The sequence below is a fragment of the Acinetobacter guillouiae genome (assembly GCF_002370525.2).
GTDB lineage: Bacteria > Pseudomonadota > Gammaproteobacteria > Pseudomonadales > Moraxellaceae > Acinetobacter > Acinetobacter guillouiae.
Genome location: NZ_AP014630.1, coordinates 2,189,771 through 2,216,703, shown reverse-complemented (window position 1 = coordinate 2,216,703; position 26,933 = coordinate 2,189,771). Strand labels below are relative to the sequence as shown.

31 protein-coding genes are annotated in these 26,933 nt (G+C 37.0%); 11 read left to right on the top strand and 20 right to left on the bottom strand.

Translation table 11 applies throughout. The annotated features are described in order from the left end of the window. Nucleotides 1-26: 26 nt before the first annotated feature. Together hscA and fdx are read left to right on the top strand one after the other, a co-directional pair. On the top strand, nucleotides 27-1,886 hold the full coding sequence (gene hscA / locus AS4_RS10205; protein ID WP_004720636.1) for a Fe-S protein assembly chaperone HscA: 1,860 nt from the start codon (nucleotides 27-29) through the stop codon (nucleotides 1,884-1,886). Nucleotides 1,887-1,901: 15 nt separating this feature from the next. Then, nucleotides 1,902-2,240, top strand: coding sequence for an ISC system 2Fe-2S type ferredoxin (gene fdx / locus AS4_RS10200; protein WP_004720638.1), 339 nt, complete (start codon nucleotides 1,902-1,904; stop codon nucleotides 2,238-2,240). 84 nt (nucleotides 2,241-2,324) lie between these two features. Here fdx and AS4_RS10195 read toward each other — a convergent pair whose 3' ends face one another. From AS4_RS10195 to AS4_RS10145, 11 genes are all read right to left on the bottom strand, one after another. After that, complete coding sequence (locus tag AS4_RS10195) at nucleotides 2,325-3,773, bottom strand: adenylate/guanylate cyclase domain-containing protein (RefSeq protein WP_096734060.1); 1,449 nt, start codon at nucleotides 3,771-3,773, stop codon at nucleotides 2,325-2,327. Between the two features lie 54 nt (nucleotides 3,774-3,827). Beyond that, a complete protein-coding gene (locus AS4_RS10190) occupies nucleotides 3,828-4,262 on the bottom strand; it encodes an HIT domain-containing protein (RefSeq protein ID WP_004720642.1) in 435 nt (144 codons plus the stop codon). Nucleotides 4,263-4,491: 229 nt separating this feature from the next. Further along, nucleotides 4,492-7,953, bottom strand: coding sequence for a transcription-repair coupling factor (gene mfd / locus AS4_RS10185; protein ID WP_096734059.1), 3,462 nt, complete (start codon nucleotides 7,951-7,953; stop codon nucleotides 4,492-4,494). 75 nt (nucleotides 7,954-8,028) lie between these two features. Next, complete coding sequence (locus AS4_RS10180; RefSeq protein WP_096734058.1) at nucleotides 8,029-8,547, bottom strand: hypothetical protein; 519 nt, start codon at nucleotides 8,545-8,547, stop codon at nucleotides 8,029-8,031. A 23-nt stretch (nucleotides 8,548-8,570) separates the two neighbouring features. Then, the gene (locus AS4_RS10175; protein ID WP_096734057.1) at nucleotides 8,571-9,479 is read right to left on the bottom strand and encodes a hypothetical protein; all 909 of its coding nucleotides are present in this window, start codon (nucleotides 9,477-9,479) and stop codon (nucleotides 8,571-8,573) included. 319 nt (nucleotides 9,480-9,798) lie between these two features. Then, nucleotides 9,799-10,155 carry a hypothetical protein gene (locus AS4_RS10170; protein ID WP_096734056.1) on the bottom strand — a complete coding sequence of 119 codons (357 nt, stop codon included), beginning with the start codon at nucleotides 10,153-10,155 and terminating at the stop codon, nucleotides 9,799-9,801. 106 nt (nucleotides 10,156-10,261) lie between these two features. Further along, nucleotides 10,262-11,203 (bottom strand): Dyp-type peroxidase, encoded by a 942-nt coding sequence (locus AS4_RS10165; protein ID WP_004720648.1) that lies wholly within the window; start codon nucleotides 11,201-11,203, stop codon nucleotides 10,262-10,264. A gap of 182 nt (nucleotides 11,204-11,385) precedes the next feature. After that, complete coding sequence (locus AS4_RS10160; protein WP_319922702.1) at nucleotides 11,386-11,769, bottom strand: DUF6678 family protein; 384 nt, start codon at nucleotides 11,767-11,769, stop codon at nucleotides 11,386-11,388. Nucleotides 11,770-11,919: 150 nt separating this feature from the next. After that, nucleotides 11,920-12,705, bottom strand: a complete 786-nt coding sequence (locus AS4_RS10155; RefSeq protein ID WP_096734054.1) for a glutathione S-transferase N-terminal domain-containing protein — start codon at nucleotides 12,703-12,705, stop codon at nucleotides 11,920-11,922. 42 nt (nucleotides 12,706-12,747) lie between these two features. After that, nucleotides 12,748-13,260, bottom strand: a complete 513-nt coding sequence (gene rraA, locus AS4_RS10150; protein WP_004720654.1) for a ribonuclease E activity regulator RraA — start codon at nucleotides 13,258-13,260, stop codon at nucleotides 12,748-12,750. Between the two features lie 12 nt (nucleotides 13,261-13,272). Then, complete coding sequence (locus AS4_RS10145; RefSeq protein ID WP_004720655.1) at nucleotides 13,273-13,938, bottom strand: Rossmann-fold NAD(P)-binding domain-containing protein; 666 nt, start codon at nucleotides 13,936-13,938, stop codon at nucleotides 13,273-13,275. Between the two features lie 213 nt (nucleotides 13,939-14,151). Between AS4_RS10145 and rpsT the strand changes: the two genes are divergently transcribed. Further along, a complete protein-coding gene (rpsT, locus tag AS4_RS10140) occupies nucleotides 14,152-14,418 on the top strand; it encodes a 30S ribosomal protein S20 (RefSeq protein ID WP_004720657.1) in 267 nt (88 codons plus the stop codon). Nucleotides 14,419-14,571: 153 nt separating this feature from the next. Here the strand turns inward: rpsT and ispF are convergent, their stop codons facing one another. Beyond that, complete coding sequence (gene ispF, locus AS4_RS10135) at nucleotides 14,572-15,063, bottom strand: 2-C-methyl-D-erythritol 2,4-cyclodiphosphate synthase (protein ID WP_096734053.1); 492 nt, start codon at nucleotides 15,061-15,063, stop codon at nucleotides 14,572-14,574. Between the two features lie 100 nt (nucleotides 15,064-15,163). Between ispF and AS4_RS10130 the strand changes: the two genes are divergently transcribed. The 6 genes from AS4_RS10130 (at nucleotide 15,164) to AS4_RS10105 (ending at nucleotide 19,656) form a co-directional block, all read left to right on the top strand. Further along, nucleotides 15,164-15,814 (top strand): A1S_1983 family putative colistin resistance protein, encoded by a 651-nt coding sequence (locus AS4_RS10130; protein ID WP_004720662.1) that lies wholly within the window; start codon nucleotides 15,164-15,166, stop codon nucleotides 15,812-15,814. A 26-nt stretch (nucleotides 15,815-15,840) separates the two neighbouring features. After that, on the top strand, nucleotides 15,841-16,524 hold the full coding sequence (locus AS4_RS10125) for a hypothetical protein (protein WP_167468941.1): 684 nt from the start codon (nucleotides 15,841-15,843) through the stop codon (nucleotides 16,522-16,524). Nucleotides 16,525-16,571: 47 nt separating this feature from the next. Next, the gene (locus AS4_RS10120; protein ID WP_096734052.1) at nucleotides 16,572-17,171 is read left to right on the top strand and encodes a hypothetical protein; all 600 of its coding nucleotides are present in this window, start codon (nucleotides 16,572-16,574) and stop codon (nucleotides 17,169-17,171) included. Nucleotides 17,172-17,192: 21 nt separating this feature from the next. Continuing rightward, nucleotides 17,193-17,834 (top strand): DUF4304 domain-containing protein, encoded by a 642-nt coding sequence (locus AS4_RS10115; RefSeq protein WP_096734051.1) that lies wholly within the window; start codon nucleotides 17,193-17,195, stop codon nucleotides 17,832-17,834. A gap of 198 nt (nucleotides 17,835-18,032) precedes the next feature. Then, nucleotides 18,033-19,073 (top strand): AlbA family DNA-binding domain-containing protein, encoded by a 1,041-nt coding sequence (locus AS4_RS10110; protein WP_096734050.1) that lies wholly within the window; start codon nucleotides 18,033-18,035, stop codon nucleotides 19,071-19,073. 40 nt (nucleotides 19,074-19,113) lie between these two features. Further along, a complete protein-coding gene (locus AS4_RS10105; protein WP_096734049.1) occupies nucleotides 19,114-19,656 on the top strand; it encodes a CbrC family protein in 543 nt (180 codons plus the stop codon). Nucleotides 19,657-19,692: 36 nt separating this feature from the next. Here the strand turns inward: AS4_RS10105 and AS4_RS10100 are convergent, their stop codons facing one another. From AS4_RS10100 to AS4_RS10075, 6 genes are all read right to left on the bottom strand, one after another. Continuing rightward, the gene (locus AS4_RS10100) at nucleotides 19,693-20,304 is read right to left on the bottom strand and encodes a GNAT family N-acetyltransferase (RefSeq protein WP_096734048.1); all 612 of its coding nucleotides are present in this window, start codon (nucleotides 20,302-20,304) and stop codon (nucleotides 19,693-19,695) included. Nucleotides 20,305-20,454: 150 nt separating this feature from the next. Continuing rightward, nucleotides 20,455-21,063 carry a GNAT family N-acetyltransferase gene (locus tag AS4_RS10095; RefSeq protein WP_004821359.1) on the bottom strand — a complete coding sequence of 203 codons (609 nt, stop codon included), beginning with the start codon at nucleotides 21,061-21,063 and terminating at the stop codon, nucleotides 20,455-20,457. 101 nt (nucleotides 21,064-21,164) lie between these two features. Further along, the gene (locus tag AS4_RS10090; RefSeq protein WP_096734047.1) at nucleotides 21,165-22,016 is read right to left on the bottom strand and encodes a DMT family transporter; all 852 of its coding nucleotides are present in this window, start codon (nucleotides 22,014-22,016) and stop codon (nucleotides 21,165-21,167) included. Nucleotides 22,017-22,132: 116 nt separating this feature from the next. Then, nucleotides 22,133-23,170 carry a class II fructose-bisphosphate aldolase gene (gene fba, locus AS4_RS10085; RefSeq protein WP_004720677.1) on the bottom strand — a complete coding sequence of 346 codons (1,038 nt, stop codon included), beginning with the start codon at nucleotides 23,168-23,170 and terminating at the stop codon, nucleotides 22,133-22,135. Nucleotides 23,171-23,298: 128 nt separating this feature from the next. Further along, the gene (locus AS4_RS10080; RefSeq protein ID WP_004821354.1) at nucleotides 23,299-23,577 is read right to left on the bottom strand and encodes a hypothetical protein; all 279 of its coding nucleotides are present in this window, start codon (nucleotides 23,575-23,577) and stop codon (nucleotides 23,299-23,301) included. A gap of 148 nt (nucleotides 23,578-23,725) precedes the next feature. Further along, complete coding sequence (locus AS4_RS10075; RefSeq protein ID WP_004720679.1) at nucleotides 23,726-24,913, bottom strand: phosphoglycerate kinase; 1,188 nt, start codon at nucleotides 24,911-24,913, stop codon at nucleotides 23,726-23,728. 139 nt (nucleotides 24,914-25,052) lie between these two features. Here AS4_RS10075 and AS4_RS10070 point away from each other — a divergent pair, with 139 nt between their 5' ends. Both AS4_RS10070 and AS4_RS10065 read left to right on the top strand, forming a co-directional pair. Beyond that, complete coding sequence (locus tag AS4_RS10070; protein WP_004720680.1) at nucleotides 25,053-25,436, top strand: DUF2237 family protein; 384 nt, start codon at nucleotides 25,053-25,055, stop codon at nucleotides 25,434-25,436. A gap of 21 nt (nucleotides 25,437-25,457) precedes the next feature. Further along, on the top strand, nucleotides 25,458-26,051 hold the full coding sequence (locus AS4_RS10065; RefSeq protein ID WP_096734046.1) for a Maf family protein: 594 nt from the start codon (nucleotides 25,458-25,460) through the stop codon (nucleotides 26,049-26,051). Nucleotides 26,052-26,111: 60 nt separating this feature from the next. Here the strand turns inward: AS4_RS10065 and AS4_RS10060 are convergent, their stop codons facing one another. After that, complete coding sequence (locus tag AS4_RS10060) at nucleotides 26,112-26,375, bottom strand: PDZ domain-containing protein (RefSeq protein WP_096734045.1); 264 nt, start codon at nucleotides 26,373-26,375, stop codon at nucleotides 26,112-26,114. Between the two features lie 18 nt (nucleotides 26,376-26,393). Further along, nucleotides 26,394-26,882 (bottom strand): hypothetical protein, encoded by a 489-nt coding sequence (locus AS4_RS10055; RefSeq protein ID WP_096734044.1) that lies wholly within the window; start codon nucleotides 26,880-26,882, stop codon nucleotides 26,394-26,396. Nucleotides 26,883-26,933: the final 51 nt, after the last annotated feature.

Here is a 26,933-nt window from a genome sequence, read left to right as displayed (position 1 = left end):
TAGTTTTTATTTTAAGGATGTGACAAATGGCACTCTTGCAAATTGCTGAACCAGGACAATCAAGTGCGCCACACGAACACCGTATTGCGATTGGTATCGACTTAGGGACAACCCATTCTCTTGTTGCTACGGTATTATCAGGCAAAGCCAAAGTACTGAACGATGAGCAAGGTCGCGTGTTACTTCCTTCTATTGTACATTATTCTAAAAATTCGACCGAATATGGCGATGCAGCAAAACCGTTTATTACTGCTGACCCTAAAAATACCATTGTTTCTGTTAAACGCTTTATGGGCCGCTCTAAAGCAGATGTTAAATTTCAACACCCTTACACGCTTGCAGGTGCTGATAATGAAATGCCAGCATTTGAAACAGCGCAAGGTCGTAAAACACCTGTAGAAATCTCTGCAGAAATTTTAAAACAACTGAAAGATCGCGCTGAACAAAGCTTAAGCAATCCGGTGAATGGCGCTGTGATTACGGTTCCAGCCTACTTTGATGAAGCGCAACGCCAAGCTACACGCGATGCAGCTGAACTCGCAGGTTTAAATATATTACGCTTACTCAATGAACCTACCGCTGCGGCTGTTGCATATGGCTTAGATCAAGAGAGCAATCTAACAACAGATCGCAACTATGTCATTTATGATTTAGGTGGCGGTACATTTGATGTGTCTATTTTACGCTTTTCTCAAGGTGTGTTTGAAGTTTTAGCTACAGGCGGTCATACCGCACTGGGTGGCGATGACTTAGATCGCCTTATTGTTAAATGGGCAAAAAAACAACTGAATATTGAAACTTTAGATGATGCAGAATATGCGCACTTTATCGTTTCTGCGCGTAAAGCCAAAGAAGCACTCAGTGATGCTACCTCTGTTGATATTAAAGTTCTGACACATCACCTCACGCTAGATCGCACGACATTTGAAGAAATCATTCAAGTGGCATTAGATAAGACGATCAATGTATGTAAACGTGTCATGCGTGATGCAAAACTTGAACTCGATGATATTCAAAATGTAGTTCTTGTTGGTGGCTCAACCCGCTCTTATGCTGTACAGAAAGTGGTGCGTGAAGTATTTAAGCAAGAGCCGCTTTGTACCATCAATCCTGATGAAGTTGTGGCGATTGGCGCTGCGATCACTGCGAATCAACTCATTGGAAATTCTAAAGATGGTTCATTACTGTTAGATGTTACCCCGCTATCACTTGGTCTAGAAACCATGGGCGGTTTGGTTGAACGTTTAATTTCACGTAATACAGCCATTCCTGTTGCACGCCGTCAAGAGTTCACCACCTATCAAGATGGTCAAACGGCCATGTTGATCCATGTCTTGCAAGGCGAACGCGACTTAGTTGAGCATTGCCGCAGCTTAGGTCGTTTTGTATTACATGGTATCCCACCAATGACCGCGGGTCAGGCACGTATTGAAGTCACTTTTCAGGTCGATGCAGATGGCCTGCTTACTGTTTCAGCCAAAGAAACCACATCAGGGGTCAATGCGCAAATCGACATTAAACCTTCTTATGGATTGTCTGAGACCGATACTGAACGCTTGCTTTTAGAAGGTTATAAATTCGCTGAAGAAGATAAAAATCTTCGCCATCTCAATGAAACTAAAGTTGAAGCACAGCGTGAACTTGAAGCCTTAACACAGGCGTTAAAGGTCGACTCCAACCTGCTCAGTACTGAACAACTGACTGCGCTCAACCAAGCCGCTGAAGCTTTAAAAGCCCAGCTTGAAACAAACGATATCAAATCGATTGAGCATGCTGTTGAACAGTTAAAAACTTATAGCGATGCCTTTGCAGCAGAACGCATGAATCAACATATTGATCATGCACTGAAAGGCACCAAACTTGATGATTGGTCTAACTCAAACTAATTTAAGGTAACGACTATGCCACGTATTAAAGTACTACCTCATGCAACAATTTGTCCAAATGGTGCTGAGTTTGAAGTTGAACCAAACGCCAATCTGTGCCAAAGCTTGCTCGATAATGGTATTAAAATCGAACATGCCTGTGACATGTCTAAAGCATGCACCACTTGCCATGTGATTGTACGCAAAGGCTTTGATGAGCTCGAAGAGATGGATGATATTGAAGCCGATTTACTCGATCGCGCTTGGGGCTTAGAACCCGATTCGCGTCTATCTTGCCAAGTTAAAATCACTGATGAAGATATGGAAGTTGAAATTCCAAAGTATACGATTAACCATGCTTCTGAAAACCACTAAGTTGCTTTTCATATAGGCAAAAAAAACCACTCTTTATGAGTGGTTTTTTAATGGCTTAGGTATTTGATTTAATATTTAAGGATTTTACAAATAATTTGAGTTGACTTCGTCTTCAATATTAAGCTTTGCAACACCTTGAGAGTTGGTAAGTTTTTGCTGAACCTTAATCCGTTCCACCATTTTTTCTAATACTTCCACCAACTCTGGATATTCAAAGTTTTGCACTTCTTCTAAATTCAGCACCAAGTGGAAGCCTTTATACTCATAATCAAACCATTGTTGATTTTCATTCTTGGTTGCAGAGTATTTTTCCATCACTTGCCAAGTGCGCACCTTACCTTGAATCCCTTTCAGTTCAATCGGGGTTTTGGGTGCACAAAGATAATCGTTTTTAATCAGCTTATAGGTCTCATCTGAAACCAAAATTTCATCGATATCTGCAGCATATTGCAAACGCGCTGCTAAATTGGCATCACGACCCACAATGGTATACGCCATACGATGTACAGCACCATAGTTTCCAACGTGGCAATAACCTGTACTTACCCCCATACGAATATGTAAAGGTGCATAGCCCATTTTCACCCAACGTTCACGGAGAAATTTCATCTGCTGGCGCATTGCAATCGACATATCAATACAGTTTTTCGCATCCTGTTCCACACCCTGTGAGTCTGGATCACCAAAGAAAATCAGGATTGCATCACCCATAAATTTATCAATGGTTGCACCATATTGTTTGGCAATTTCAGTCATATGACTTAAATAGTCATTTAATACAAAGGCCAAATCATCTGGAATCAAAGTTTCTGATAATTCTGTAAATCCTTGAATATCAGAAAAGAAAACTGTCATCTTTTTACGTTTATATTCAATCTTGGCTTCCGTATCACCACGCATGATCGCTTGCCAAAGCTGTAATGGCGCATAACGACTAAGTTGATTTGACAACTCAATATAGCGATTCATTTCATTGAAATAGGTGTTTTTCTTGATTTCTACAGTTTTGATACGGCGATTTTGATAATAATTTCCGATATTTACAAACAAGATGATGCTAATAAAAGACAGGACTGATAGCTCAGGGCTGGTTTGCTGAAAATAATCATAAAAACCAAAAATAAAAATAATATTGGTATAAAACACAACAAAGGCAACTAAAATTGCCAAAGAGCCCATCATAAAAGAAATTTTATTGTTAATCGCCGTATAGATCAGTGCAAATAACAAGACAAAAGTTACTACGAGGCTTAAATGTACGGCAGCCAATGCGGTAGAAACAACGATAACATCAATTAAAAAATAGATGTTTTTCCGAATCTTAGAGCCATATGAATATTCTAGCCAGCGCGATAACTTCGGGCTAACAATAAAAATAAAGCCTATAAAAAAAGGAACATAAAATTGATAATTTGCAATTGGGGAGGTGAAATAATAAACCATGACCACCAAAGCAATAATCAAATACCCCATAAAGCGCTGGAATATTTCAAATTGCTTTGGTTCTTTATCTAACATACGTTCAAATGGCAAAATATTTTACCTCGAATGTCATTTTATTAAACACTTCCCTTGTGCTGTTTACACTTAATCCATACGCCAATCGAATGGCATCTCACCTTGACCACGTAACGCCAACATCAGTGTTTGACGCATATGTGCTAATACTTCATTGCTATAAGGAACTGCTTGCAGGCCAAATACAGGTTTAGGCCAAGCTACATCATTCTGATAACGAACTACATGATGAAAATGTAATTGCGGAACCATATTTCCAAGTGCAGCGACATTCATTTTATCTGCACGAAAAACACGAGAAAGCTGACTAGATAACCAGCTTGATTCACGTAAAAACTGCTCTTGGTCAGCTTGACTTAGTTCATATAACTCAGTGATACCAGGAACACGTGGAATAAGAATCAACCACGGAAATTGCATATCATTCATTAAACGACATGTTGAAAGCGGAAAATCGCCTACAAAAAAAGTATCTTGAGCAAGTTGTGGATGCAAACTAAACATATCTTTATAAATGACGCAAAATTAAAAGGATGGCTAATACTAACACATCGGTTTTCGTGTGAATATTGGTTATCTTGTGTTTTGGTACAAATAAACACAGTTTGTTTTGAACCTGATCACAATTACACTTTAAAGAATCACAGAATTTTTTCAAGTGATTTACCTGAAAAAATTCATAAGCACTTTTAATCTCAAATTGAGCATTTTTTAAGCTCAAAATCCTGATAAATTAACGCTTTAATTCTGTCAGTAAATTGTTTAACAAATCCTGAATAAACTGAATTCGCTTGTCATTTTCTTCAAGCATCACCATCACTTTTAAACGTTGTCCACCTTCCATACGGAACCAAGTTGGATGCTTCTGCATGAGCTGAATAATACTGATCGCTTGCACAGGTGTATCAGGTGAAAATTCGATCACCCCACCATTAGCCCCAATATCAATTTTGGTAATTTCTAAGGCTTCGGCCTTAACCCGAATTTGATGAACACTAAACAGTTGTTTTACTGGTAATGGCGGCACACCAAAGCGATCAATCAGCTCCATACGGATATTATCAAGTTTATCCTGAGTATCAGTATTACTAATACGTTTATAGAACATAAGACGCTGATGTACATCTCCCAAATATTCATCTGGGATCAAAGCAGGCATATGCAGGGTAATTTCAGAAGTAAGTGAAAGTGGTGTATCAAAATTAGGCGTCTTGCCCTGTTGAATTGCTTTGGTCGCTTTGGCTAACATTTCCATATATAAGCTATAGCCAATTGCATTCATTGAACCACTTTGTTGTTCACCCAGTAGTTCACCCGCACCACGAATCTCTAAGTCTTCCGTAGCCAGCATAAAGCCAGCGCCAAGATTTGAAGCTCTTTGAATGGCATCTAAACGTTTTTCGGCATCACCTTTAAGGCCTTTAATCGATGGCACCATCAAATATGCATAGGCTTGATGATGGGAACGTCCAACACGACCACGTAATTGATGTAATTGTGCTAGGCCGAGTTTGTCTGCACGTTCAATAATAATCGTATTGGCATTAGGAACATCAATCCCCGTTTCAATAATTGTTGAACAGACCAGTACGTTAAATTCTTTGTGATAGAACTGTTGCATGATTTGCTCAAGTTCACGTTCACGCATTTGACCATGCGCAACCGCGACACGTGCCTCTGGTACAAGTTGACGAATATTTTCTGCAGCGCGTTCTATGGTATCTACTTCATTGTGCAAGATATAAACCTGACCACCACGTAACAATTCTCGCAGAATTGCCTCTTTCATGGTTTCATTGGTTTGTTCATTGACAAAAGTTTTGACAGCTAAACGACGTGCTGGCGGTGTAGCAATAATTGAAAGATCACGCATTCCGCCAAAAGCCATATTCAAGGTACGAGGAATTGGTGTTGCAGTTAAGGTTAACATATCAACATCTGCACGCATGGCTTTGATACGCTCTTTATCACGTACCCCAAAACGATGTTCTTCATCAACAATCATTAGACCTAAGTTTTTAAACTGCACATTTTCCTGAAGAATTTTATGTGTGCCGATGACAATATCAACTTTACCATCGATTAAATCATCAATGGTTTTGGTATGACTTTTATTGGTTCCAAAACGCGAAAGTACCTCTATACGAATTGGCCAATCGGCAAAGCGATCTTTAAATGATTCAAAATGTTGTTGCGCCAATAAGGTGGTAGGGACTAAAACAGCCACTTGCCTATTATTTTGAACAGCAACAAATGCCGCGCGCATCGCCACTTCCGTTTTACCAAAGCCAACATCACCACAAACCAATCGATCCATTGGTTTGGCTTGTTGCATATCATATAAGGTCGCTTCGATGGCATTGGCCTGATCCAATGTTTCCTCATAAGCAAAACCACTGGAAAATTGCATATATGCACTTTGATCCAGCTCAAAGCTAATCCCGGGTTTCGACTGACGACGTGCTTGGATATGTAGTAATTCAGCTGCCACATCATGAATCTGTTCAAGCGCTTTACGTTTTGCTTTATTCCATGCATCTGTACCCAATTTATGTAATGGCGCTAAATCAGGATCACCTCCACTAAAACGGCTAATCAGGTGTAGATTGGTCACAGGAACATACACTTTTGCATCATCTGCATAGTTTAATTGCAGAAACTCATAGTCTTGTTCATCAATATTTAAGGTGACTAAACCTGCATAACGCCCAACGCCATGATCAATATGCACCACTGGCGCACCAATATTGAGTTCCGTCAGACTTCGGATCAGAAACTCTTCTGAAACCTCTTGTTGACGTTTTCTGCGGCGCTGTACTACACGGTGTTCATACAATTGGTTTTCAGAAATAACCGATAGATCATTGCTGATGACCAATCCACGATCCAAAGGCGCATTGGTAATCGCGACAGAGAAATTAGATTGCTGAAATACAGCAAAACCTTCAACAACTGGAATTTCACCTAAACTTGCACGTAAAGCATCTTTTAAAGTTTCACGGCGTCCAGCACTTTCAGCCACCAGTAATACAGGATGATTAGCCTCATCCACATACTGCTTCACTGCTTTAAATGGTTGGTCTTGTTTAGGGTCTACAGGCAATCGTGGCGGCAATTCAACCGACAAATTGATACAGCCTGCTTTTAATTCAATGGCTTCTGTTGAGGCAATAATTCTTGAAAATTGATTTAAATACTCAAACAGTTGATTCGGTTGTATAAAAATTTCTTCAGGTGGTAATAGCGGTTGATCAGCATTATGGCGTCGGTCTTCGTAACGACGCATCACATCTGTCCAAAAACTCAACAATCCTTCGTCAATGTGCTTATCTGTAATGACAATCGCATTGCTTGGTAAGTACGATACCAAACAACTTTGTGTTTGCATGGCTTGCTGTGAAAAGAATAATGGGAAGTAGAAATCTAATCCTGGAGAAGCAATGCCTTCTAACACATCTTGATAAATTGGGTTTTTCTTGGGATTTGCAGTTGGAAAACTTTCTGCATAACGATCACGAAATGTTGAACGTGCTTCTTTTAACGGAAATTCTTTTGCAGGAAGTACGGTAAAACGCTCTAACTTTGTTGTTGTTCTTTGGGTTTCAGGGTCAAAGAATTTTAAACTGTCTATTTCATCATCAAATAAATCAATACGGATAGGCGCATTTTGCCCAGAGGCATAAATATCCATGATGCTACCACGTACTGCAAACTCACCATGGTCATAAACGGTATCAACCAGATGATAACCCGCCTGAACCAGTTTTAATTTTTGTTGTTCTAATGCGAATTTCTGACCAACGCGGATATCAAAATGCTCACCCAACACCCATGATGTAGGGGCAACACGTTGTGCCAAGGTAGTTGCAGAGACCAATAAAATACCTTTTTGTGGCATATTGGAAAGTATCGACAGTCTTTCAGAGACAATATCTTGGTGCGGAGATAAACGATCATATGGCAATATCTCCCAGTCTGGAAATATTGTTGGTTTTACCCCATAAAATTCTAATTCACTTTCCAACTGTCCCAAGTGCTGATTATTTTTTGCAACCAATACAAAGAGCTGATCCGATTTCTCTGCGATCTCCTTAAACAATAAGGCTGCAGATGAACCTAGCATTGTGCCAATCCAACGTTTTTCGCCAGCTTTCAGTTGTTTTAAATTGAGGTCAGAGATTTCTTGTTTAAACATAATCGCATAAGGTCTAAAAGACATGAGCCATAGTTTAACATGATGACTTTGTTGAGTTCAGTGATTTTGTTTGTTCTATTTATTTGGCTGTTGACTAAATACGACCATTTTTCCATCAGGATAAAATCCATTCCAGCCACAAGGTAACCCACCAGCATAGTAAACTTGCAAAATCTCTTGCCAAATCGATGGGAAATAACCATTTGCATAACAATTAAAAATATAACCTATATCATGCATGATTAATTCGTGCGCTATTCCTATTCCATCAAATGTTGTCAACTTTTCAAGTAATCCATTTAAATTTTTTGTGAATAAATCATAATAATTATTGACCTCTAATTTAGAGTCAATTCTTGAATTTAATTCCCAATCAAAATCTTCTGGAAACTGTGAATCAACTACGGTTTCCCAGTCTGTAAATTTCTCCCAACTATTATCTGTTGCAAAGCTCATTGCCAAGCTAATGTCCGTGATGACAAAATAATCTTTATCCGATGTATAAGGCTGACTAAAAAAATTATCACCTTGTAAAAATTGAATAAACTCTTTGGCTTGTTCGGCAATTTCAGCCCAATTTTTTACAATTAACATTTTCCCATCCGTTTCCTACTCTTTTAACAATCAAAAAATAAACCTTCATGGTCAAAGCAATTTTTCCCTCTCCGCGAATGGTAGTGTCTGGATAAATAAATGATGATAGAATCTACATAGTGTGCATAAACGATTGGTTTAACAATAACCGTTCCATTTTGAATAAATGATAAAGAATAATTCATTGTATAGCCTCCATTTTCACCAGCTAGACCTATTGAATGAAATGGCGCTTGAATATTAAAAATATCATGTTTCCGCCAGAGATGTTCATGCATAATTACACCAACTTCATCATTCTGATATTCAATAAAATCTTTAATTTTAATTTCATGAGAATGTATGTAAATTTCCAAATATTGTTCAAGTTCAGCATAATCCGTATACACAGAGTTTTTGTTTGGAATTATTTCACTGAGTATTCTCTTCTGACCATTCCAGAACCAAACTGAAATTTTTAAATTAAGTTTTTCATTGCAGTAATATAGAAAATTCAATAAATCAGTTTTGTTCCAATACAAACTTAAACATTCAGTTTTGGTTTTTAACTTCGGATTTGCACAATACTTAATTGGTTGTGAAATTAGATGCTGTGTTGGTGAATATTGAATCTCAATAATAAGGGGCTCAGTATGTTTCAAACAATACGTACATTCCACATTCAATTTTACGAATTGGATATCATTGTGAAATTCACGATAAATATATCTAAAATTAACTCTAAACCATTCGTTTTTACACTCACATTTATATTTTGCAGGGTATTTATCAAGTATGAAATCAAACCAATAATCTTCACTATCCAAAATCAGAAAATTTTGTCCTGTTCTTGTTGTCAGCAAACCTAAACCTTCAGATTTGTTTAATCTAAGTTGAAATTGATCTTCGCTTTGCTCTGTTATTATTTTCAATACTTTATCTATAAAAATCATAGTATCTCATTGTTTTTAAAATTAGTTTTATCTAGTGAGAATATCAATATCATCTGAATTTGATAATTTCAATTAAAATATTGTTATGGAAATAAAATTCAGCTAAATTTTTATTTCAAATTTTATAATTCATTGATTTCAAAATCAAAAGTTGCATCAATTCTGCACTTAACATCTGCTAAACATTCATAACTAACGTATTTTGATGTGTCTCTAGTTAAAGTCAACACTCAAGTAAAGTAGCAGCATTAAAGGTAAACACAACAAATCAGCCTCCTATACCTCTTGCTATTTTCACGACTTTTTAGAGCTGTTTAATTTATCTTTCTCTTTTAAATTCTTTGTAGTAGGCATTCAGTTTTCGAATAATTTCTTTAAATTGTTTTAAATTTTCTTCTGTATTGCCAAGCCTTTGCACATAGTTGTTTGTCGCGATTTCTAAATCAATCTTTTCATTGATCAAAATTGTTTTATAGAACAAAGCCTTTAAATCATCAAAATTATCGAGTTTTCGGTTAGAAAAGTATTCCAGCCGTTCAGATAACTCACGATTTAAAACAATACCATCTACGATAAAACCATGCTCAGCATCAATTTGAATATTATTTTCTTGTAGAAAAACTTGTTCAGGACCATTTTTATTGCCCTTAAATAATGCTGTAATTTTATCAAACATCATTAAAACTCAATTAAATCAGAGATTCATCATAACAAAGATGACAAAATTTCGCAGTAAAAGGCCGTTTTAAAACGACCATTTACCTGAACATAAACCATTAGCGTTATTCGTCACCTAAATCATCTAAGAAATCGACAGTAGGCACAAAGAATAAGGTTCCTGTCACTGCTGTACTAAAATCTAATAACCGATCTAAATTACCCTCTTCATCACCTTGAAACATATGCTCTAACATTTGTCGGGTCACACTAAATTTGCGTGCATAACCAATAAAGAAGGTGCCATATTCATTTTTAGATGGATTTGAAAACGGCATATTTGCACGCATGATTTTAATTTCATTGCCATCCGCATCATGCGCCTTACTCACTACATTGTGTGCTGTTTTAGGCTTTACGTCATCACTCAACTCAACATCATTAAACTTTTTACGTCCGATGACTTTTTCTTGTTCTTCATCACTGAGCGCACGCCACTTGTCCATATCATGCATATATTTTTGAATAAATGCATAACTGCCACCTTTAAAGTCTGGATCTTCATCACCCACCAGTGCATATTCAGCTGCAATTTCAGGCTCTGGGTTTTCTGTCCCATCAACAAAGCCAATAATCGCTCTACCGTCAAAATATCGAAAACCATTCACTTCATCCACTGGATAACTTACGGCTTTTAATTGCGTATTGATCATATCGGCCATTTCAAAACACAACGCTTGACGATCAGCACGAATATGGAAAAACAAATCGCCTTCTGTTGAAACAGCCGTATATTTTGGCCCTTTAATTTCTTTAAACTGTTCTAATTCTTGTGGTTTAGCCTGATCAGGAAATAAACGCTCCCACGCATTTGCCCCAAATCCCATAACCGCACTAAATTGTGCATCTGGATAACGGTTGGTTAAACTACGTGTTAATGCTGAAAAATTTGCTGCAAAATCGATTACTGTATCTATTACTTCAGCCCCAAGCCTTAATCCTAAAACAATAAATAAGGCATTTTCCCCTGGACGATTCATAACAGGTTGAATTCGAGTTGAAGTCATAATTTATCTCAAAATATTCTATTGGTTACAATCTAACATAGGCTGTTTTAAAGCTTAAGTTTTTATCGTTAACAATCCACTAATTCACAATATTTATATGCATAGAAATGTTGCGAAAAATGATTAAGGCAATCAGTTTTGACTAATTTGTTCAGACACCTCTATTGTCATTATTTTTAAAATTACTTTGAGTAATAAGCATAAATTTTAAAACAACTGTTTTTTTCATCAAACATAATATTCAAATGCTGCAACAAAGTACGAAATTGATCTGTTTGATCTAAAATCAAATCACTGATCAGTCTTCCTCTCGGTTTGCTCAGCATAGGCTTTACCATTAAATATTCAATTGCAATAAATACAGGCATAGCATCGTGATAGAAAGGATGCCAATCACCCAAATACCACGGAATTTTCTTCACAAATTGATCTTCAGCTTGTAGATCTTTATTTTCTGTCACCAATTTGACAATAAATGCAGGTGGAAAATCTAAGTCTGTCATTACATGCAGAAGTTTGAGCCATTTTGAATCACTCATACAAGATACCAACTGCCGTTGATGCACAACCTGCTGAATTTTCAAAATATACTTTATATAGCCTTGGTCAGCCTTTAAAGTATTTATATGATTTCGATATTCAAGATAATTTTCTTGTAAACCCACATTTATCCTTCAATTAAAAGCACCTATGTTAGGTGCTTTTAACACATAGAGTTAACCATATTGTTTCTGTAAATAAGATACGATTGCTGCTGACTCAAAGAGTTTTTCACCTGTATTTGGATCTTCTAAATAAGGCACTTGAATGTCTTGCTTTGCGCGGCCCATAACTGGAATAATTTTTTCACGTTTGCCACCGACCAAAGGAACATATTTACCGGGTTTTAAACGTAAAACTGCTGGGCCTAGATCTTGCCAACACTCTTTCGCCACATTATGAAAAATAAATGGAATTTCTAATTCAGTTAACACAGCACGTACAACACGTGTATAAGGACTTGCTTCAAACCCCCATAATTCCAATAATTGCGCTGGACTTGCACGATCAACACTTTTTTTATTAACCCAAACCCCGCGTGCACCATTAATAATGGTTCCCACCATAGCAACCGTTGGGTATTTAGGATAATGAGAATATTTCTTTGGTGTTTTGCCTGTTTTACCATAATGCTTAAATAAGTAATCAACAATCTTTTGCGATTCGTACATTGCTGTTCCCGTATTTTCATCAATGAAATACGGAAAACGTAATTTCCCCCCTTTTTCTTTTACAACCTGACGATATTTAGTCCCACCTTTAGGGCATGGATAGACTTCATAATCCAAATTGAGCAAGGTCATTACTTCTCGTACACGGCGGCAAAATGGTGAACCTTCAAACTCATATAACTTTAAAGCCTTTTCTGGCTGGTTTGGAAACGGAGTTCCTGTTACACCACGGCCTCCCTCAGTCAGTGATGAAGCCAAAGCTTGTACAACTTTAATTTGATGATGCACCATTTCATACCCCCTAGATGATTGTTTTCGCTTAAATAAAGCTTTTTATAAATCCACTAATTTTTCTTTTGAAACCACAATGCCATTGTTATCTGCATAGATATATTCACCAGAATTGAAAGTGACACTACCAAAATACACAGGAATATCGACCTCACCTATGCCTTTACGATTGCTTTTTTGTGGAATTGAAGCCAATGCATGGACACCTAGATCAAGTTCAACTAGTGCATCTACATCACGTACACAGCCGTAAATCACTACACCATTCCAGTGATGCTTAACCGCTGACTCTGCAATCATGTCACCCATCAAGGCACAACGCATGGATGCTCCACCATCGACAACCAAAACCTTGCCTGTTCCATCTGTAGCAAGTAACTCTTTCACTCGTGAGTTATCTTCAAAACACTTGACTGTCACGATTTGACCACCAAAGGTTTTACGCGCCCCATAACTTCTAAAAAACTTGCCATCTAGAGATGGAATCAAGGTTTGGATGTCTTGGTCTGGATGATCATCTAATAAATCACAAGTTACAAAAGGTACTGTAGTCACGTTATCACTCCATTATTTGCTATTTTGTATACGCAAATTATCATAAATTTCAATTTTTTGAGTTTGTGTTTGAGCAGCCTCGACCATAGTATGAGCCACTTGTTGTGCTGTCACTGGCTTATATTTAAAAGAATTGGGTACCAAATGCGAAAATTTACCATACAGCTTTTGCGTTACGTCTTCCAAGAATCGCTTTTCATTTCGTTCACCAAGGAGTAACGATGGGCGAATAATAGAAAAACGATATAAGTTCAACTTTTGTATATAGTCCTCAAGTTCACCTTTCACTTGATTATAAAAAATTGGCGAGCTGGCTTTTGCCCCCATCGCACTGACTAAAAGTAAATGAGTTTCAGTCATTTCAAATAAATCTGCAAAATGCGCATTGATCTCAAAATCAATATTATAGAAAGCTTCTTTAGAACCTGCCTTTTTAATGGTCGTTCCCAAACAACTGAATGCATGAGTGTAACCGCTGACATCTTGATCATTGAGTAGAAGGAAATCATCCAATACAAATTGTTCAACTTTTTTAAATTTTGAAAAGTCGGGATTTTCTCGTCGCACAACAACTGTAATTTTTTCACAATCAGTCAATAAATCGAGCTGTTCAATGAGACGCTGCCCCACTAAACCTGTTGCTCCAATCACAATCGCATTTTTTATCGAATTAGTCATTTTTTAAACAATCTCCTAGATTTATTACTAATCTAACGTTTTATTTCAAATTTTTCTTCAACAAAAATGTTGTCAAAGCATGTCAACACTTGACTTTACTGGCCTCTTTAATCACAATATGGCACTTGTTTACGGGCTGGTGATAATCCTCTGATGTGGTTTTCAGATGTGGTTTCAGCCCGCCCAGACCCATCTAATTCAAGGAGTGCACGAGTGGCAAACTCTGCTCAAGCAAAAAAACGTGCTCGTCAAAACGTTAAAGCACGTAAACACAACGCAAGCTTGCGTTCAATGGTACGTACTTATATCAAACGCACAATCGCTGCTATCGCTACTGGTGAATATGCTGCCGCAACTGAAGCTTATAAAGCTGCAGTTCCAGTTATTGACCGTATGGCGGATAAAGGTATCATCCATAAAAACAAAGCTGCTCGTCACAAGAGCCGCTTGAATGCACAAGTTAAAGCGTTAGCTAACTAATTTTTGCATGTGAAAAGAGCCCTTTAAAGGGCTTTTTTTGTAGCTAAAATTTGACTATAGCGCTTTAAAATCAGAAAACATCAAAACTTATCTACCACCGCATCAATATTTCTCAGTAGATAGATAAGTAAGATTTCTAAACTATAAAAATAATTATTTTGCTAAATGTGAAATTAACACTGTAACAGTGGATAAAATACCTTCCTGACGACCAGTAAAGCCCAATTTCTCTGTGGTTGTTGCTTTAACGCTAATTTGAGTCACATCAACATCTAACACATCTGCAATACTTTGACGCATTTCCAAATTGTGTTTGGCTAATTTAGGCCGTTCACATGCCACAGTAATATCAGCATTATTTAATTTATAACCACGGTCTAAAATTAATTGATAAACATGTTTTAAAAGTTTACGGCTATCCGCACCTTTAAATTCAGCATCTGTATCTGGGAAATGTTGTCCAATATCCCCTAAAGCCAATGCACCCAATAAAGCATCACATAATGCGTGTAACACGACATCACCATCAGAATGTGCTTTTAAACCATGCGTATGTGGAATTTGAATGCCTGCCAAAGTTACAAAATCACCTTCTTCAAAAGCATGTACATCCATTCCCTGCCCAATACGAATCGGTATGATCATTCTTAGCTCCTTTTGCAGTTTTTAAAATTTAAAAATCTTGTATTCGTACTTTCTCTTTCGCTATAGTACGTATGCAAACATTGTGAAAGTATAAGCGATCATGCTGTTGAATACAGAATTTAATCAAATTAAAACACTCTTGTCTGGTCTCATTTTGAGCTGTATCAGTACATCAGCTGTTTACGCCCTGCCTCTTGACTGTAAGCATCAAGATTCATCACTTTTAAAAAAGTTATGTGGTTCGCAGTATAGTGAACTACGCGCTCAATTAAATGAGAGCTATCTCACTGCATATCTGGTCACAGATGCACCAATACGCTTAATCAATGATACACATCGTTTGTGGCTCAACCGTTTAAGTCAATGTAAAAGCAACGATTGTTTTAAACAACAGTTCGATATTCGCCTAGAAGACTTAAATTTTTACACCTCAATGAATCAAAGCTTAACCCAACATTTCATCAAATATGAACATGGTAAAATTTCGAAGCAACCCGCCCATTTACAAATCCATCAACTGACTAAAGATCGGATTAAAGTTGAAGGCATCGCCTACCGAAATCCCAATAACCGTAAAGATAGTCAAATTGTCTCATTGTTGGCTTACACCACGCCTGAAAAAAAGAATCAAATTTTAGACAATGAACATGACTGTAAATATGTGCTTAATTTCCAAAAAGCAATTTTGTCTGTGACGACAACACAAAAAGGCTGTGAGCGCTTTACTGGAATTTACCGTTTATATGATTAAGATTTATAATTAAATTTGGCAAAATCATGAATATAAAACTAGCGTTAAGTGAAGAAAGATTAAAAATATTATCTGAATGTATACAGAATTATGATGTGGGTGCTGATACAGATGAATGGCCTAACAATATCATTTCGCGCTTTACCAGCGTTTATAATGATGGGTCTATTTCAAAGCACAATATCCCATTGCAGCATGAAATTGATTCCGATGAATTAAAACTTTGTCAAAAATTGAGCGCTGAAATCACCAATATCATGGCAAATGTTGAAGTTGGCATGGGTTCAAACTCGGGGGATTATTTTCAAGATTTTTATATCATGCATTCACAAAACTCAGCTAGCCAAAAAATTACGCCTCAACTGATTCAACAATACTTTGCCAATACTATTTTTCCTTTGGCGTACATTACGACTGAACCGCTTACAACCAATACACAGTGGTGGAAAGAAGTAGAACAAGATGGTGGAGAATCTCCAGCAGAATATTTTCAGCCTTGGCACAAGATGATGGATTGGTTTGCAGCACAACACGATTTTATCGACTGTGCATTTGTTCGGATTGGTGACTCAGCACTTTTAGAACAAATCAATTCTGATGATTACCCGAAAGGAACAATCATTACAGGTTGTGTCTTACCTCGACTTGCATTGGGCTTAACCCAGAAGAGCAGCTTGGTTGGAATCTTTGGATATGTTGTACACAGTTAAGATCTAACGCCCCCAGAGCTAAAATAGAAATAAAATAAGGTATAAACATGACTCAACTGTTAATTTTAGACCAAGTCTCACAACACCTTGATCAAACCTCTTTTGGCGGTCTTCCTGTTAAAACGATTGGCTTACAGGTTGAATGGCCTCACTGCACAAATTGTAATGGTGCAATGCAATACCTTGGCAAAGTAAAAACTGATCTCGGTTTAGAACTGATCTTTATGTGTAGCCAAGATCCAGGTATGTGTGATGACTGGGATGCAGACGTTGGTGGCAATAAAGTGATTGTCATTACAGAGGTTCAAGCTCTCGAAAAATTCCAACCGTTAGAATCTGAAAATACCTTACGTGAAGCGGAATATGGCGCCAAGATTTTCCAAGATTCGCAGGTAGACTATTCACAATCACGTGAACTTTGGCAAGGGCCCAAGAGAGAAATTTTAGGTCAGCTTTCTGGCCAAGCTGAGTGGCTGCAAAATGATGAAACACCAGAATGTGATTGCTGCCAAAAGCCTATGCGCTTTGTTGCTCAACTAGAGACTGGTCCTGATCATAGAACTGAGATGAATTTTGGTGGAGGAGGTTCCGCCTACCTATTCGATTGCCCTCAGGGGAAAACTGCTAAATTTCTATGGCAATGCTAGCCTCTACCATGGATATATCTAATGGATAAAAAAGTCATTTCCAAACTATTACAATGTCAGTTTTATCCCATTTTAAAAGCACAAGGCTTTATAAAAAAAGGCGATGTATTTAGGCAGGTTGAGGGAGAAGTTATTCGAATCATCGATATACAACACTCCATTAAAAGACATTGTTTCCAAGTTAATCTCGGTATTCACCTTATCCCATTAGGTGAATATGTTATGCGATGTACAGGTAAAGCTTTAGATATTGAAAAAATGCGTGATTTCGATTGTGCATGGCGTATTTCGATCCTACCTTATTTAATCAATGATCATGACAACGATTGGTCATATACCTCAAATGAACAAGATGCTAACGAAATGGTGCAATTTCTAGTCTCTGAGTGGAGTCGTCAAAGCCAAAATTTCTTTAGTGATTTGGCACATTGGCCTGAAGATTTTCTCAAGAAAGCGCATCAGGCCTGTATAAATCCCTTACATCCCGCACACATGTGTACCCTATGCTATGTAGCTGGTGCTGCTGGTGATTTACAATTGGTCAAGAGGCTCGCTGAGATTGCAATTGATGCTGTTCCAGAACGAGCCACCTCATTAAAAGAACGATTAGCATCATTTATCCAAGATCCAAGTTCGGCGATTCCACAAATTATCGATGAATGACGAAATGAAGCTGGCAAATGCGCTATTCACCAAATTGAAATATTTGTTATATTTTCTAACAACTTTCACGATCCGATTTAAAGTTTTACGCTTTATTTCCTGACTTAATTAACTTATAAATAACTATATATAAATAGTCTGATGACATATTTGTTGTAAATACCGAACACCAAACAATAGAGGATCAAAGGTGTTGCTATGGATTTGAACATGTATCTCACCAATAAATTTAAGAATTTTAATGAGTTTCTAGAAACGCATTGGCATGACTACCCCAATAAATACAAAGAAATCCAAACACTGCTGTTTTTTCAAGCCTATACCACTAAGCCACTTTCTGAGAAATTTGAAATCAATATTGATCAGGCCTTAAAGTATCCAACCTTAAGATATTACTTTCAACAGATTGAAAAATATATCCATATACCGCCCAAGCAACTGTTTCCTAACTCATTTCATCGCCCTTATGAACATATTTTAAATGAGTTTAAATATTTAAGTTTTTATCAAGAAGCTTTTGAATTTCACAAAAATTTAGAAAAAATTAGAAATACCTTTAATAAAATTTCCATTCCAATTGCCAGTCATGCTATTTACACAGAAATTTTACAATATCTCAATTTGAGCTTTGAATACCTTGCTGATCCCAACTTAGCCAATGAATTAAAGATTAAATTAATTTACCAATGGCAAGATATTCATAATTTAGAAACCGTGGCCGCATATAAATCATTAGAAAAAATTAAGACCACACTCAATCATTATAGGCAAAACTCCTGTTCAGAGTACTATTTTAATTTAATTCAACTGGGTGAAAATCAACGGATTGAATTTAAAGAACGTACCACAGACCTATTAACCAACCGCAAATCAGATAAATGGGTCAAAGCGTGCTTTGCATTTATGAATACCCGCAATGGCTATGTCTTTATAGGCGTTGCTGATGATTTAACCATTGTCGGGATTGAAAATGAACTTGCGGAACACTTTAATAATTCACTCGACTTAATGAAGCGGAGTTTGATTGATAAACTGGCACATGAAAGTAACAAAATTTCAAATATTTATACCACACTAGAAGAAATACAGATTCAAGGAAAAACCATATTGGTCTTTAAATGTAATAAATCGGACCGTCCGTTATATTACAAAGGCGAATTGTTTATGCGCACCAATGGACAAACAACACGTGTTCCACCTGAACTGATTGAAAGTTTTCGTGTAGAATTTTATTGTTAGCATTCAATAGTTAAAATCTCTACCTAGAAGAATCAAAAATATGGATTACCCTCAGTTTAAATATCATCCCAATGCATACAAACTTGATCTGTTTGAAAAAGAAGATGGTATTTGTTCGATTTGCAATCAACAACGTGATTTAAAGTATGTATGCTCTTTCTATAGCGTAGATGAACCCGATTATATCTGTCCGTGGTGTATTGCTAATGGTGCAGCAGCGCAAAAATACGATGGAGAATACAATGACTACTGTGGCATTGAAGGTGTTTCTTCAAACCCAAATGATCCATCCGAAAAAATCAACCCTGAATTTTTAGATGAAATCTGCTTAAAAACGCCAAGTTATTATAGTTGGCAACAAGAAGTTTGGCTCGTGCATTGCAATGAACCATGTCAATTTATCGCTTATGCGGATAGTGAAATGCTTAAACCAATTTGGGATGAAGTCAAAGCCGATATCGAAGAAAATGGTTATCCAGTAGAACTTATCCAAGATCACCTCAGTATCGACGGTGATTTAACAGGCTATCTATTTCAATGCATTCATTGCCAACAACATCGTTTGCATATAGATTGTAGTTAAATACATAATCAAAACTTATAGGTCAAACCTTATAAGTTAAACCTTATAGCTTTGGCTAAGTAACTGGCTTAGATGCTGTTTAATGCCCTGCCATTCATCTTTGATTATGCTGTATATAACAGTATCGCGGACAGTTCCATCTTTTCGTAGCGCATCTTGACGTAGCACACCATCATAATGCGCACCTAGACGCTCAATGGCACTTTGACTTTTAATATTGCGAATATCCGTCCTTAATACAACCGAGTTAGCTTGTAGTTTTTCAAATGCGTACTCAAGCAACAACAACTTACAACTGGTATTGATATGACTGCGTTGTGCTGATTGTGCATACCATGTATAGCCAATCTCAACACGGCGCACCTCCCAAATAAAATCACGAAAACTGGTGGTTCCTACAATACGACCATTTCGCTGATTTAAAACAACAAAAGGTACGCGTATTCCCAAAGATTTTTGTTCAAGTGCCTTGGCAATATAAGCCTTGATCTGAGAATAATGTGGAACCGATGTATATTCCAATTCCCACAATCGACCATCTTTACATACCTCAACTAAAGCATTTTCATGTTCTATTTGTAGTGGTAAAAGCTGCACTTGATGGGTTTGTAATGATGTATAAAGCGTTGAAAAGATATCTTGATTCATAGCAATTACACCAATGTAAAGAATGCTCCTCCATTGTCCGCTATGCTTTTGAAAGTTTTATGATCAAAATATGAAATCACCATGACGATCTTTCAAATGATTTCAAAGGCATTTGCATGCCCTTGAATCGAATATAATTCAACAAAATAGTTATTTTTTATAATGTGCCAACATGTCTTGTAAATGTGCTTTTACATTGTTCCACTCACCTTGCGCAATACTGTACAACACCGTATCTCGAATCGTACCATCTTTACGCATTTGATCACCACGAATAATGCCATCTTTTTTAGCACCTAAACGTTCAATGGCTTTTTGGCTTTTAAAATTAAATTGGTCAGTCCGCAACGCCACGGTATTGGCTTGAAGTTGTTCAAAAGCGAACCCTAATAGCAATAGTTTACAGCTTGTATTGACATGGGTCCGTTGTGCCGATTGTGCATACCATGTATAGCCAATTTCAAAACGTTTTACGTTTAATAAAATATCGTGATAACTAGTCGTTCCCAAGACTTTCCCTGAACTTTGCTCTATGACAACAAAGGGATAACGGCTGCCCTGTGCTTTTTGGATTAATGCTTTTTCAATATAATTTTTAACTTCTGTGTAATGTGGTGTAGAGGTAATTCGTAAATTCCACAATTCACCATCACGACACGCTTCAGCGAGTCCTTGCTCGTGTTCAAAAGACAGTGGTACTAAGCGAATATTATTTAGTTGTAAATCTAAATGAATAAATAATTGTTCAAATGCATCCATCTCATATCCACCAAGTTGATCTATAAAGTTACCGTTTGATGTCATTGTAAAGTGATCAGCATCAATCGTATTAACAACGAAGCTTTCTTACTGTTAAGTCATTATATTGCCAAGGCTAAACATACCACTCCAGCCAAACCTAAAACCAGTCCTAGAGCGGTAATCACTTTAAGCTTTTCTTTAAAAATTAACAGCCCTGCAATGACCCCAAATAACACCACAAGGATATTCATCCCTGCAAAAACAATGGCTGGAGAATCTTTTAATAAAATATGCGCTTTGACATATAAAGCAATATTGGCAAAATTTATGATCCCCAAGACCAAACCAGCAATACAGTTCTGAAGCTTCCACTGAGTTTTTCGAATCAGTAAGTAACCGACAGATAATAGGAATGAACATATAAACATCAAGGTTAATGTAACTGGAAACTGTAAGCCCAGACTGGTTGTATATTTCAATAAAACATCAACCAAAGCATAACCTACCCAAACACTGAGTAAATAAAGGATCCCTTTCTGATTGAGGGATGAATTTGATGGACTCGACTGGGAAAGTACAATACATAAAACTGCCACGATACCCAAACCGATACCAAGCATTTTTAATTGGTTAAATTGTTCTTGGAATAAAAAATATGCAGCCAATAATGATAAAACCACAGACAATCGCTGTGCAATTTCAGTTTTTAAAATTCCTGCACTATGTAATGATTTTGCTAGACATAAAAAAATACTGGGTAATACAACGCCTAAACCAAGAATCAACCACCATGGTGTATTTGAGATTGAAATATGGGCCAAATCAGGCTTAAACCAAATATAGCTCAATACACTGGCGATTGCATAATTCCAAGCAATCATTTGCAATGCATCAAAACCTTTTTGTTTGGTCCATTTTAAAAGCATTGAAACCAGCACACTACAAAGTGCTGCTGAAAATATGAGTTCCATAATTTACTTCTTATCTTACCAATCACTGCAAAATTTATGCGGAACCGAGTTCCTATGATTCAATAAAAAGCCCACTAGTATGAGTGGGCTTTTAGGTGATCAACAACCATCAAAGATTATTTATAACGATCAACCATTTTTTCTAAAGAAATTGGGCGAATCTTGTCTGCATTGCCCGCAGTACCAAATGCTGTATAACGATCTACACAGATTTGTTTCATTGCTTCAACAGTTTCACCGAAGAATTTACGTGGGTCAAATTCACTTGGTTTTTCAGCCATCATACGGCGCATTGCACCTGTAGATGCTAAACGTAAATCTGTATCGATGTTGATTTTACGTACACCATGCTTGATTGCTTCAACCAATTGCTCAACTGGAACACCATAAGTTTCTTTGATGTCACCACCATATTGGTTAATGATTGCTAACCATTCTTGTGGTACTGAGCTTGAACCATGCATAACAAGATGAGTATTTGGAAGTGCCGCATGAATTTCTTTAATACGGTCAATTGCCAAGATATCGCCTGTAGGTGGACGAGTAAACTTGTACGCACCATGAGAAGTACCGACTGCAATTGCTAAAGCATCAACATTGGTATCTGCAACGAATTGACGAGCTTCTTCAACAGAAGTGAGAAGCTGAGAATGATCAAGTACACCTTCTGCACCAACACCATCTTCTTCACCAGCCAAACCTGTTTCAAGGCTACCCAAACAGCCAATTTCGCCTTCTACAGAAACACCACATGCATGTGCCATTTCAACAGTACGACGTGTTACATCAACGTTATATTCATAAGACGTTGGTGTTTTACCATCTGCACCTAAAGAACCATCCATCATTACAGATGAAAATCCAAGCTGGATCGAACGTTGACAAACATCTGGGCTTGTACCGTGATCTTGATGCATTACCACTGGAATATGTGGCCATTCTTCAATTGCAGCTAAAATTAAATGACGTAAAAATGGAGCACCTGCATATTTTCGTGCACCAGCAGAAGCTTGCACAATTACAGGTGAATTTGTTGCGTCAGCGGCTAACATAATTGCGCGCATTTGTTCTAAGTTGTTCACATTAAACGCTGGAACGCCGTAACTATGTTCACCGGCATGATCCAAGAGTTGGCGCAATGAGATAAGAGCCATAATATCCTCCCAAGTAATGCCCCATATTCTACATGTTGCTTTATTTCAATTCAGCAACAATATTGACTATTTCATAAAAAATCCCCGCGTTTGCAGGGACTTTTAACAAATAACAACATTTAGAAAGATTATTGAGCTTTAGGTGCTTCTTCTTCAGTGGCTGGCGTAGCCGCATCTGCTGGAGCATTTGCTTTTTCAGCAGCTACATCTGTATTTTTTTCATCCAAAACAGGCTGATCAAGCGCATCAATCACAGCTTGTTGTTCTGCAGATGTGTTTGCTGATTCTGCTGAAGCAGCTTCAGAAGAAGATGTTTGTTCTGAGGCTGGTGCTTTTTCTTGTTTAGAACATGCAGTAAATGCCAAAGGAGCAATAAGAAGTGCTGCAAGTGTAAATTTAAATTTCATCACATTTCCCAGTGTTGGTGATTGGATTTGATCTATTTTATTGCAGTTATATTTCATTTTTATTACTTTACAATGAATCTCTCAGATAAAAAAGGCTGACACGAGGTCAGCCTTTCATATAAACGTCACAATTAAAATAATTTTTCAATTAAGCACGTTCAAGCAATACCGCTACAGCTGGAAGTGTTTTGCCTTCAACAAATTCAAGGAATGCACCACCACCAGTTGAAATATAACCAATTTTGTCTGCAACTTGGTATTTATCAATTGCTGCCAAAGTATCACCACCACCTGCAATAGAGAATCCTTCAGATTCCGCAATCGCTAAAGAAAGTGTTTTTGTACCTTCACCAAATTGATCCACTTCAAACACGCCAACTGGACCATTCCAAAGGATCGTTTTAGAAGTTTTTAAAATTTCTGCAAAAGCTTTTGCAGTTTCAGGACCGACATCTAAGATCATGTCATTGTCTGCAACATCTTCAACTTTTTTTACTGTTGCTTTAGCATTTGCCAATGAACCTAAGAAATCGGCAAAGTCGATTGCAGAGGCATCTGCCACAACAACATCTGTTGGAAGTGGAACTGATACTTTTGCCGCAATCGCTTTCGCTGTGTCAATCAAATCATGTTCACACAATGATTTACCGACATTGAAGCCAGCTGCGGCTAAGAATGTATTGGCAATACCACCACCAACAATCAATTGATCACAAATATCAGAAAGCGAAGTTAAAACATCAAGTTTAGTAGAAACTTTAGAACCAGCAACAATTGCAACCATTGGTTTTTCAGGTGTTTGCAACGCACGGCCTAAAGCATCTAATTCAGCTGCAAGCAAAGGGCCCGCTGCTGCAACTTTTGCTAAGCGTGCTACGCCTTCAGTTGATGCTTCTGCACGATGCGCTGTACCAAATGCGTCCATCACAAATACATCACAAAGCGCTGCATATTTTGCTGAAAGTTCAGCATTATTTTTCTTTTCACCTACATTGAAACGACAGTTTTCAAGTAATACCACTTGCCCTGCTGCAACTTCAACACCATCTAAATAATCTGTAAATAATTTAACGTCTTGACCAAGTGCCTCAGTTAAATAAGCTGCTACAGGAGCTAATGATTGTTCCGCTTTTGGCTCACCTTCAACGGGACGACCAAGATGAGAATACACCATGACCGCAGCACCTTTCTCAAGTGCCAATTTAATTGTCGGTAATGCAGCACGTAAACGTGCATCACTTGTAATCACACCATTTTTAACAGGTACGTTTAAGTCTTCACGAATAAGTACACGCTTGCCTGCTAAATCGAGGTCAGTCATACGCTGAAAATTCATGTATAGCTCTCTTATAGATATTAAAAATCGCGTAGATTCTAAATGATTACACAAAAAAAGGTTAGATACTTTTGTAGAAAAGCTGTAGAAAAGTTGAGATTTGATTATTATAGGGCGAACTTTTAAATTCTATACGCTTATGTCTTTTCATCCCGATCCTAAAATCAATGGTTTAAATGTCTTAGGTGAACCTTTAGCAAGTTGTTGTTTTTCTCCAATCACAGGTTATTTTCGTAATGGTTTCTGCCATACAGCAACAACCGACCTCGGCCAGCACACTGTATGCGCTGAAATGACTTCAGAATTTTTAAATTTTTCACAAAAAGTGGGAAATGACCTAATTACACCACTGCCAGAACACGGTTTTCCGGGACTACAACCTGGTGATTTTTGGTGTTTATGTGTGACACGTTGGGTTGAGGCCTATCAAAACGACATGGCACCTCGTGTAAAACTACAAGCCTGTCATCAAGCTGTTTTGGCGTATGTTCCCTTAGATCTCTTGATGGAATATGCAGTATAACTAGGCATGAATTATTCAAAGATGAATCACCCTGAAATTATTTTGGCTTCATCCAGCCAAACCCGTAAAGATTTAATGAATCGTTTGCGCTTAGACTATCATTGTATCTCTCCTGAAATCGATGAATCACCACAGGGTGAGTCTCATGCCGATGATTTGGCTAAACGTCTGGCTTTTGAAAAAGCCCAAGTCATTGCACAAGATCATCCAAATGCAATTGTGATTGGGTCAGATCAGGTGGCTTGGCGTGAACATGCACCACAAGATTTTATTGGAAAACCTTTATCTGTAGAAAAAGCCATTCAACAGCTACAAGCCAATTCAGGCAAAAATGTCTTTTTTAGTACTGCCTTAAGTGTGCAACATTTGGCTTCTGGTTTTGAACAAACCTTGGTCGAGCATTATCATGTGAAATTTCGTGACTTAACTTTGACTGAAATTGAGCGTTATATCGAAATTGATCAACCTCTGCATTGTGCTGGTAGCTTTAAGTGTGAAAGTCTTGGTATTGGTTTATTTGAACAAATGATTGGGCAAGACCAAACCACTTTGATGGGTATGCCAATGATTCAGTTATGTGGAATTTTAAGGAAGTTAGGAATTCAACTGCCTTAGTTTGCTATGGATTTGAAGGTGAAAGTATTTTTGATATTTACCTTCATGTTCAATCTAATGTTAATTTATAGCAATTATTTTATTCATTTTTTGCCCTTTACGTAGAATCTGTAGGGTAATAAAACCGCTTTTCAAGCTATTTGAGGACTCAACAAAACTATTCACATTCATAATATCGTCATTACCTATTTTAATAATTATATCATTTTCTTGAATTTGGCCATCAGCTGGAGTATTTTTCTTTATAAACATTGCTTTTACCCCAGTTTGCAATCCATTATTTGACTTGTCAATATCTGACAAATTGACTGGATATATTCCCATTCTAGAATTAAAAAAAATTTAATAATTAACGTTATATTTGGTGGTACTAGAAGTTCTAGTAAAAGCTCCCATATAGGTCCCATCCATATTATCTTGATTTAAACTATTGTTAAAAACATTATTACTTTTATTGGAACCAGCCATACGAGGAATTGCGTGAACAGTTTTACTTTGAAATATACTTGAACCCTGATTTTCACTACTAAATAAAATTAGCTCTGCTCTTATCTTTTTAGCATTATCGTTCATTCGCTCTACAACTTTTTTATAATCATAGTCACCTGTATTTTCTTTAAAAACTTCAGACTTAATAGATATGTAGCCCTCTTCTAATAATTCTTTAAAACTTTTATCAAAATCATCTGATTTTATTATTCTAATTTTTTTGCTATAAGTATATTTATCCTGCATTTTAAAGGCATTACTTACGTTTTGTTCTGCGTAACTAATGCTAAATACATTTACAATCAAACATAAAACCAGGCATAATCCTTTAATTTTTAACATTTTTTAAATTTATATAAAGTAATTTAAGATTGATTCATTATAATCTAAATT

Coding starts and splice junctions, on each gene's coding strand:
- hscA (WP_004720636.1), top strand. CDS start 27: ATGGCACTCTTGCAAATTGCTGAACCAGGACAATCAAGTGCGCCACAC.
- fdx (WP_004720638.1), top strand. CDS start 1,902: ATGCCACGTATTAAAGTACTACCTCATGCAACAATTTGTCCAAATGGT.
- AS4_RS10190 (WP_004720642.1), bottom strand. CDS start 4,262: ATGTTTAGTTTGCATCCACAACTTGCTCAAGATACTTTTTTTGTAGGC.
- mfd (WP_096734059.1), bottom strand. CDS start 7,953: ATGTTTAAACAAGAAATCTCTGACCTCAATTTAAAACAACTGAAAGCT.
- AS4_RS10180 (WP_096734058.1), bottom strand. CDS start 8,547: ATGTTAATTGTAAAAAATTGGGCTGAAATTGCCGAACAAGCCAAAGAG.
- AS4_RS10175 (WP_096734057.1), bottom strand. CDS start 9,479: ATGATTTTTATAGATAAAGTATTGAAAATAATAACAGAGCAAAGCGAA.
- AS4_RS10170 (WP_096734056.1), bottom strand. CDS start 10,155: ATGTTTGATAAAATTACAGCATTATTTAAGGGCAATAAAAATGGTCCT.
- AS4_RS10165 (WP_004720648.1), bottom strand. CDS start 11,203: ATGACTTCAACTCGAATTCAACCTGTTATGAATCGTCCAGGGGAAAAT.
- AS4_RS10155 (WP_096734054.1), bottom strand. CDS start 12,705: ATGGTGCATCATCAAATTAAAGTTGTACAAGCTTTGGCTTCATCACTG.
- AS4_RS10145 (WP_004720655.1), bottom strand. CDS start 13,938: ATGACTAATTCGATAAAAAATGCGATTGTGATTGGAGCAACAGGTTTA.
- ispF (WP_096734053.1), bottom strand. CDS start 15,063: ATGATCATACCGATTCGTATTGGGCAGGGAATGGATGTACATGCTTTT.
- AS4_RS10130 (WP_004720662.1), top strand. CDS start 15,164: ATGCTGTTGAATACAGAATTTAATCAAATTAAAACACTCTTGTCTGGT.
- AS4_RS10125 (WP_167468941.1), top strand. CDS start 15,841: ATGAATATAAAACTAGCGTTAAGTGAAGAAAGATTAAAAATATTATCT.
- AS4_RS10120 (WP_096734052.1), top strand. CDS start 16,572: ATGACTCAACTGTTAATTTTAGACCAAGTCTCACAACACCTTGATCAA.
- AS4_RS10115 (WP_096734051.1), top strand. CDS start 17,193: ATGGATAAAAAAGTCATTTCCAAACTATTACAATGTCAGTTTTATCCC.
- AS4_RS10110 (WP_096734050.1), top strand. CDS start 18,033: ATGGATTTGAACATGTATCTCACCAATAAATTTAAGAATTTTAATGAG.
- AS4_RS10105 (WP_096734049.1), top strand. CDS start 19,114: ATGGATTACCCTCAGTTTAAATATCATCCCAATGCATACAAACTTGAT.
- AS4_RS10100 (WP_096734048.1), bottom strand. CDS start 20,304: ATGAATCAAGATATCTTTTCAACGCTTTATACATCATTACAAACCCAT.
- AS4_RS10095 (WP_004821359.1), bottom strand. CDS start 21,063: ATGGATGCATTTGAACAATTATTTATTCATTTAGATTTACAACTAAAT.
- AS4_RS10090 (WP_096734047.1), bottom strand. CDS start 22,016: ATGGAACTCATATTTTCAGCAGCACTTTGTAGTGTGCTGGTTTCAATG.
- fba (WP_004720677.1), bottom strand. CDS start 23,170: ATGGCTCTTATCTCATTGCGCCAACTCTTGGATCATGCCGGTGAACAT.
- AS4_RS10080 (WP_004821354.1), bottom strand. CDS start 23,577: ATGAAATTTAAATTTACACTTGCAGCACTTCTTATTGCTCCTTTGGCA.
- AS4_RS10075 (WP_004720679.1), bottom strand. CDS start 24,913: ATGAATTTTCAGCGTATGACTGACCTCGATTTAGCAGGCAAGCGTGTA.
- AS4_RS10070 (WP_004720680.1), top strand. CDS start 25,053: ATGTCTTTTCATCCCGATCCTAAAATCAATGGTTTAAATGTCTTAGGT.
- AS4_RS10065 (WP_096734046.1), top strand. CDS start 25,458: ATGAATCACCCTGAAATTATTTTGGCTTCATCCAGCCAAACCCGTAAA.
- AS4_RS10060 (WP_096734045.1), bottom strand. CDS start 26,375: ATGGGAATATATCCAGTCAATTTGTCAGATATTGACAAGTCAAATAAT.
- AS4_RS10055 (WP_096734044.1), bottom strand. CDS start 26,882: ATGTTAAAAATTAAAGGATTATGCCTGGTTTTATGTTTGATTGTAAAT.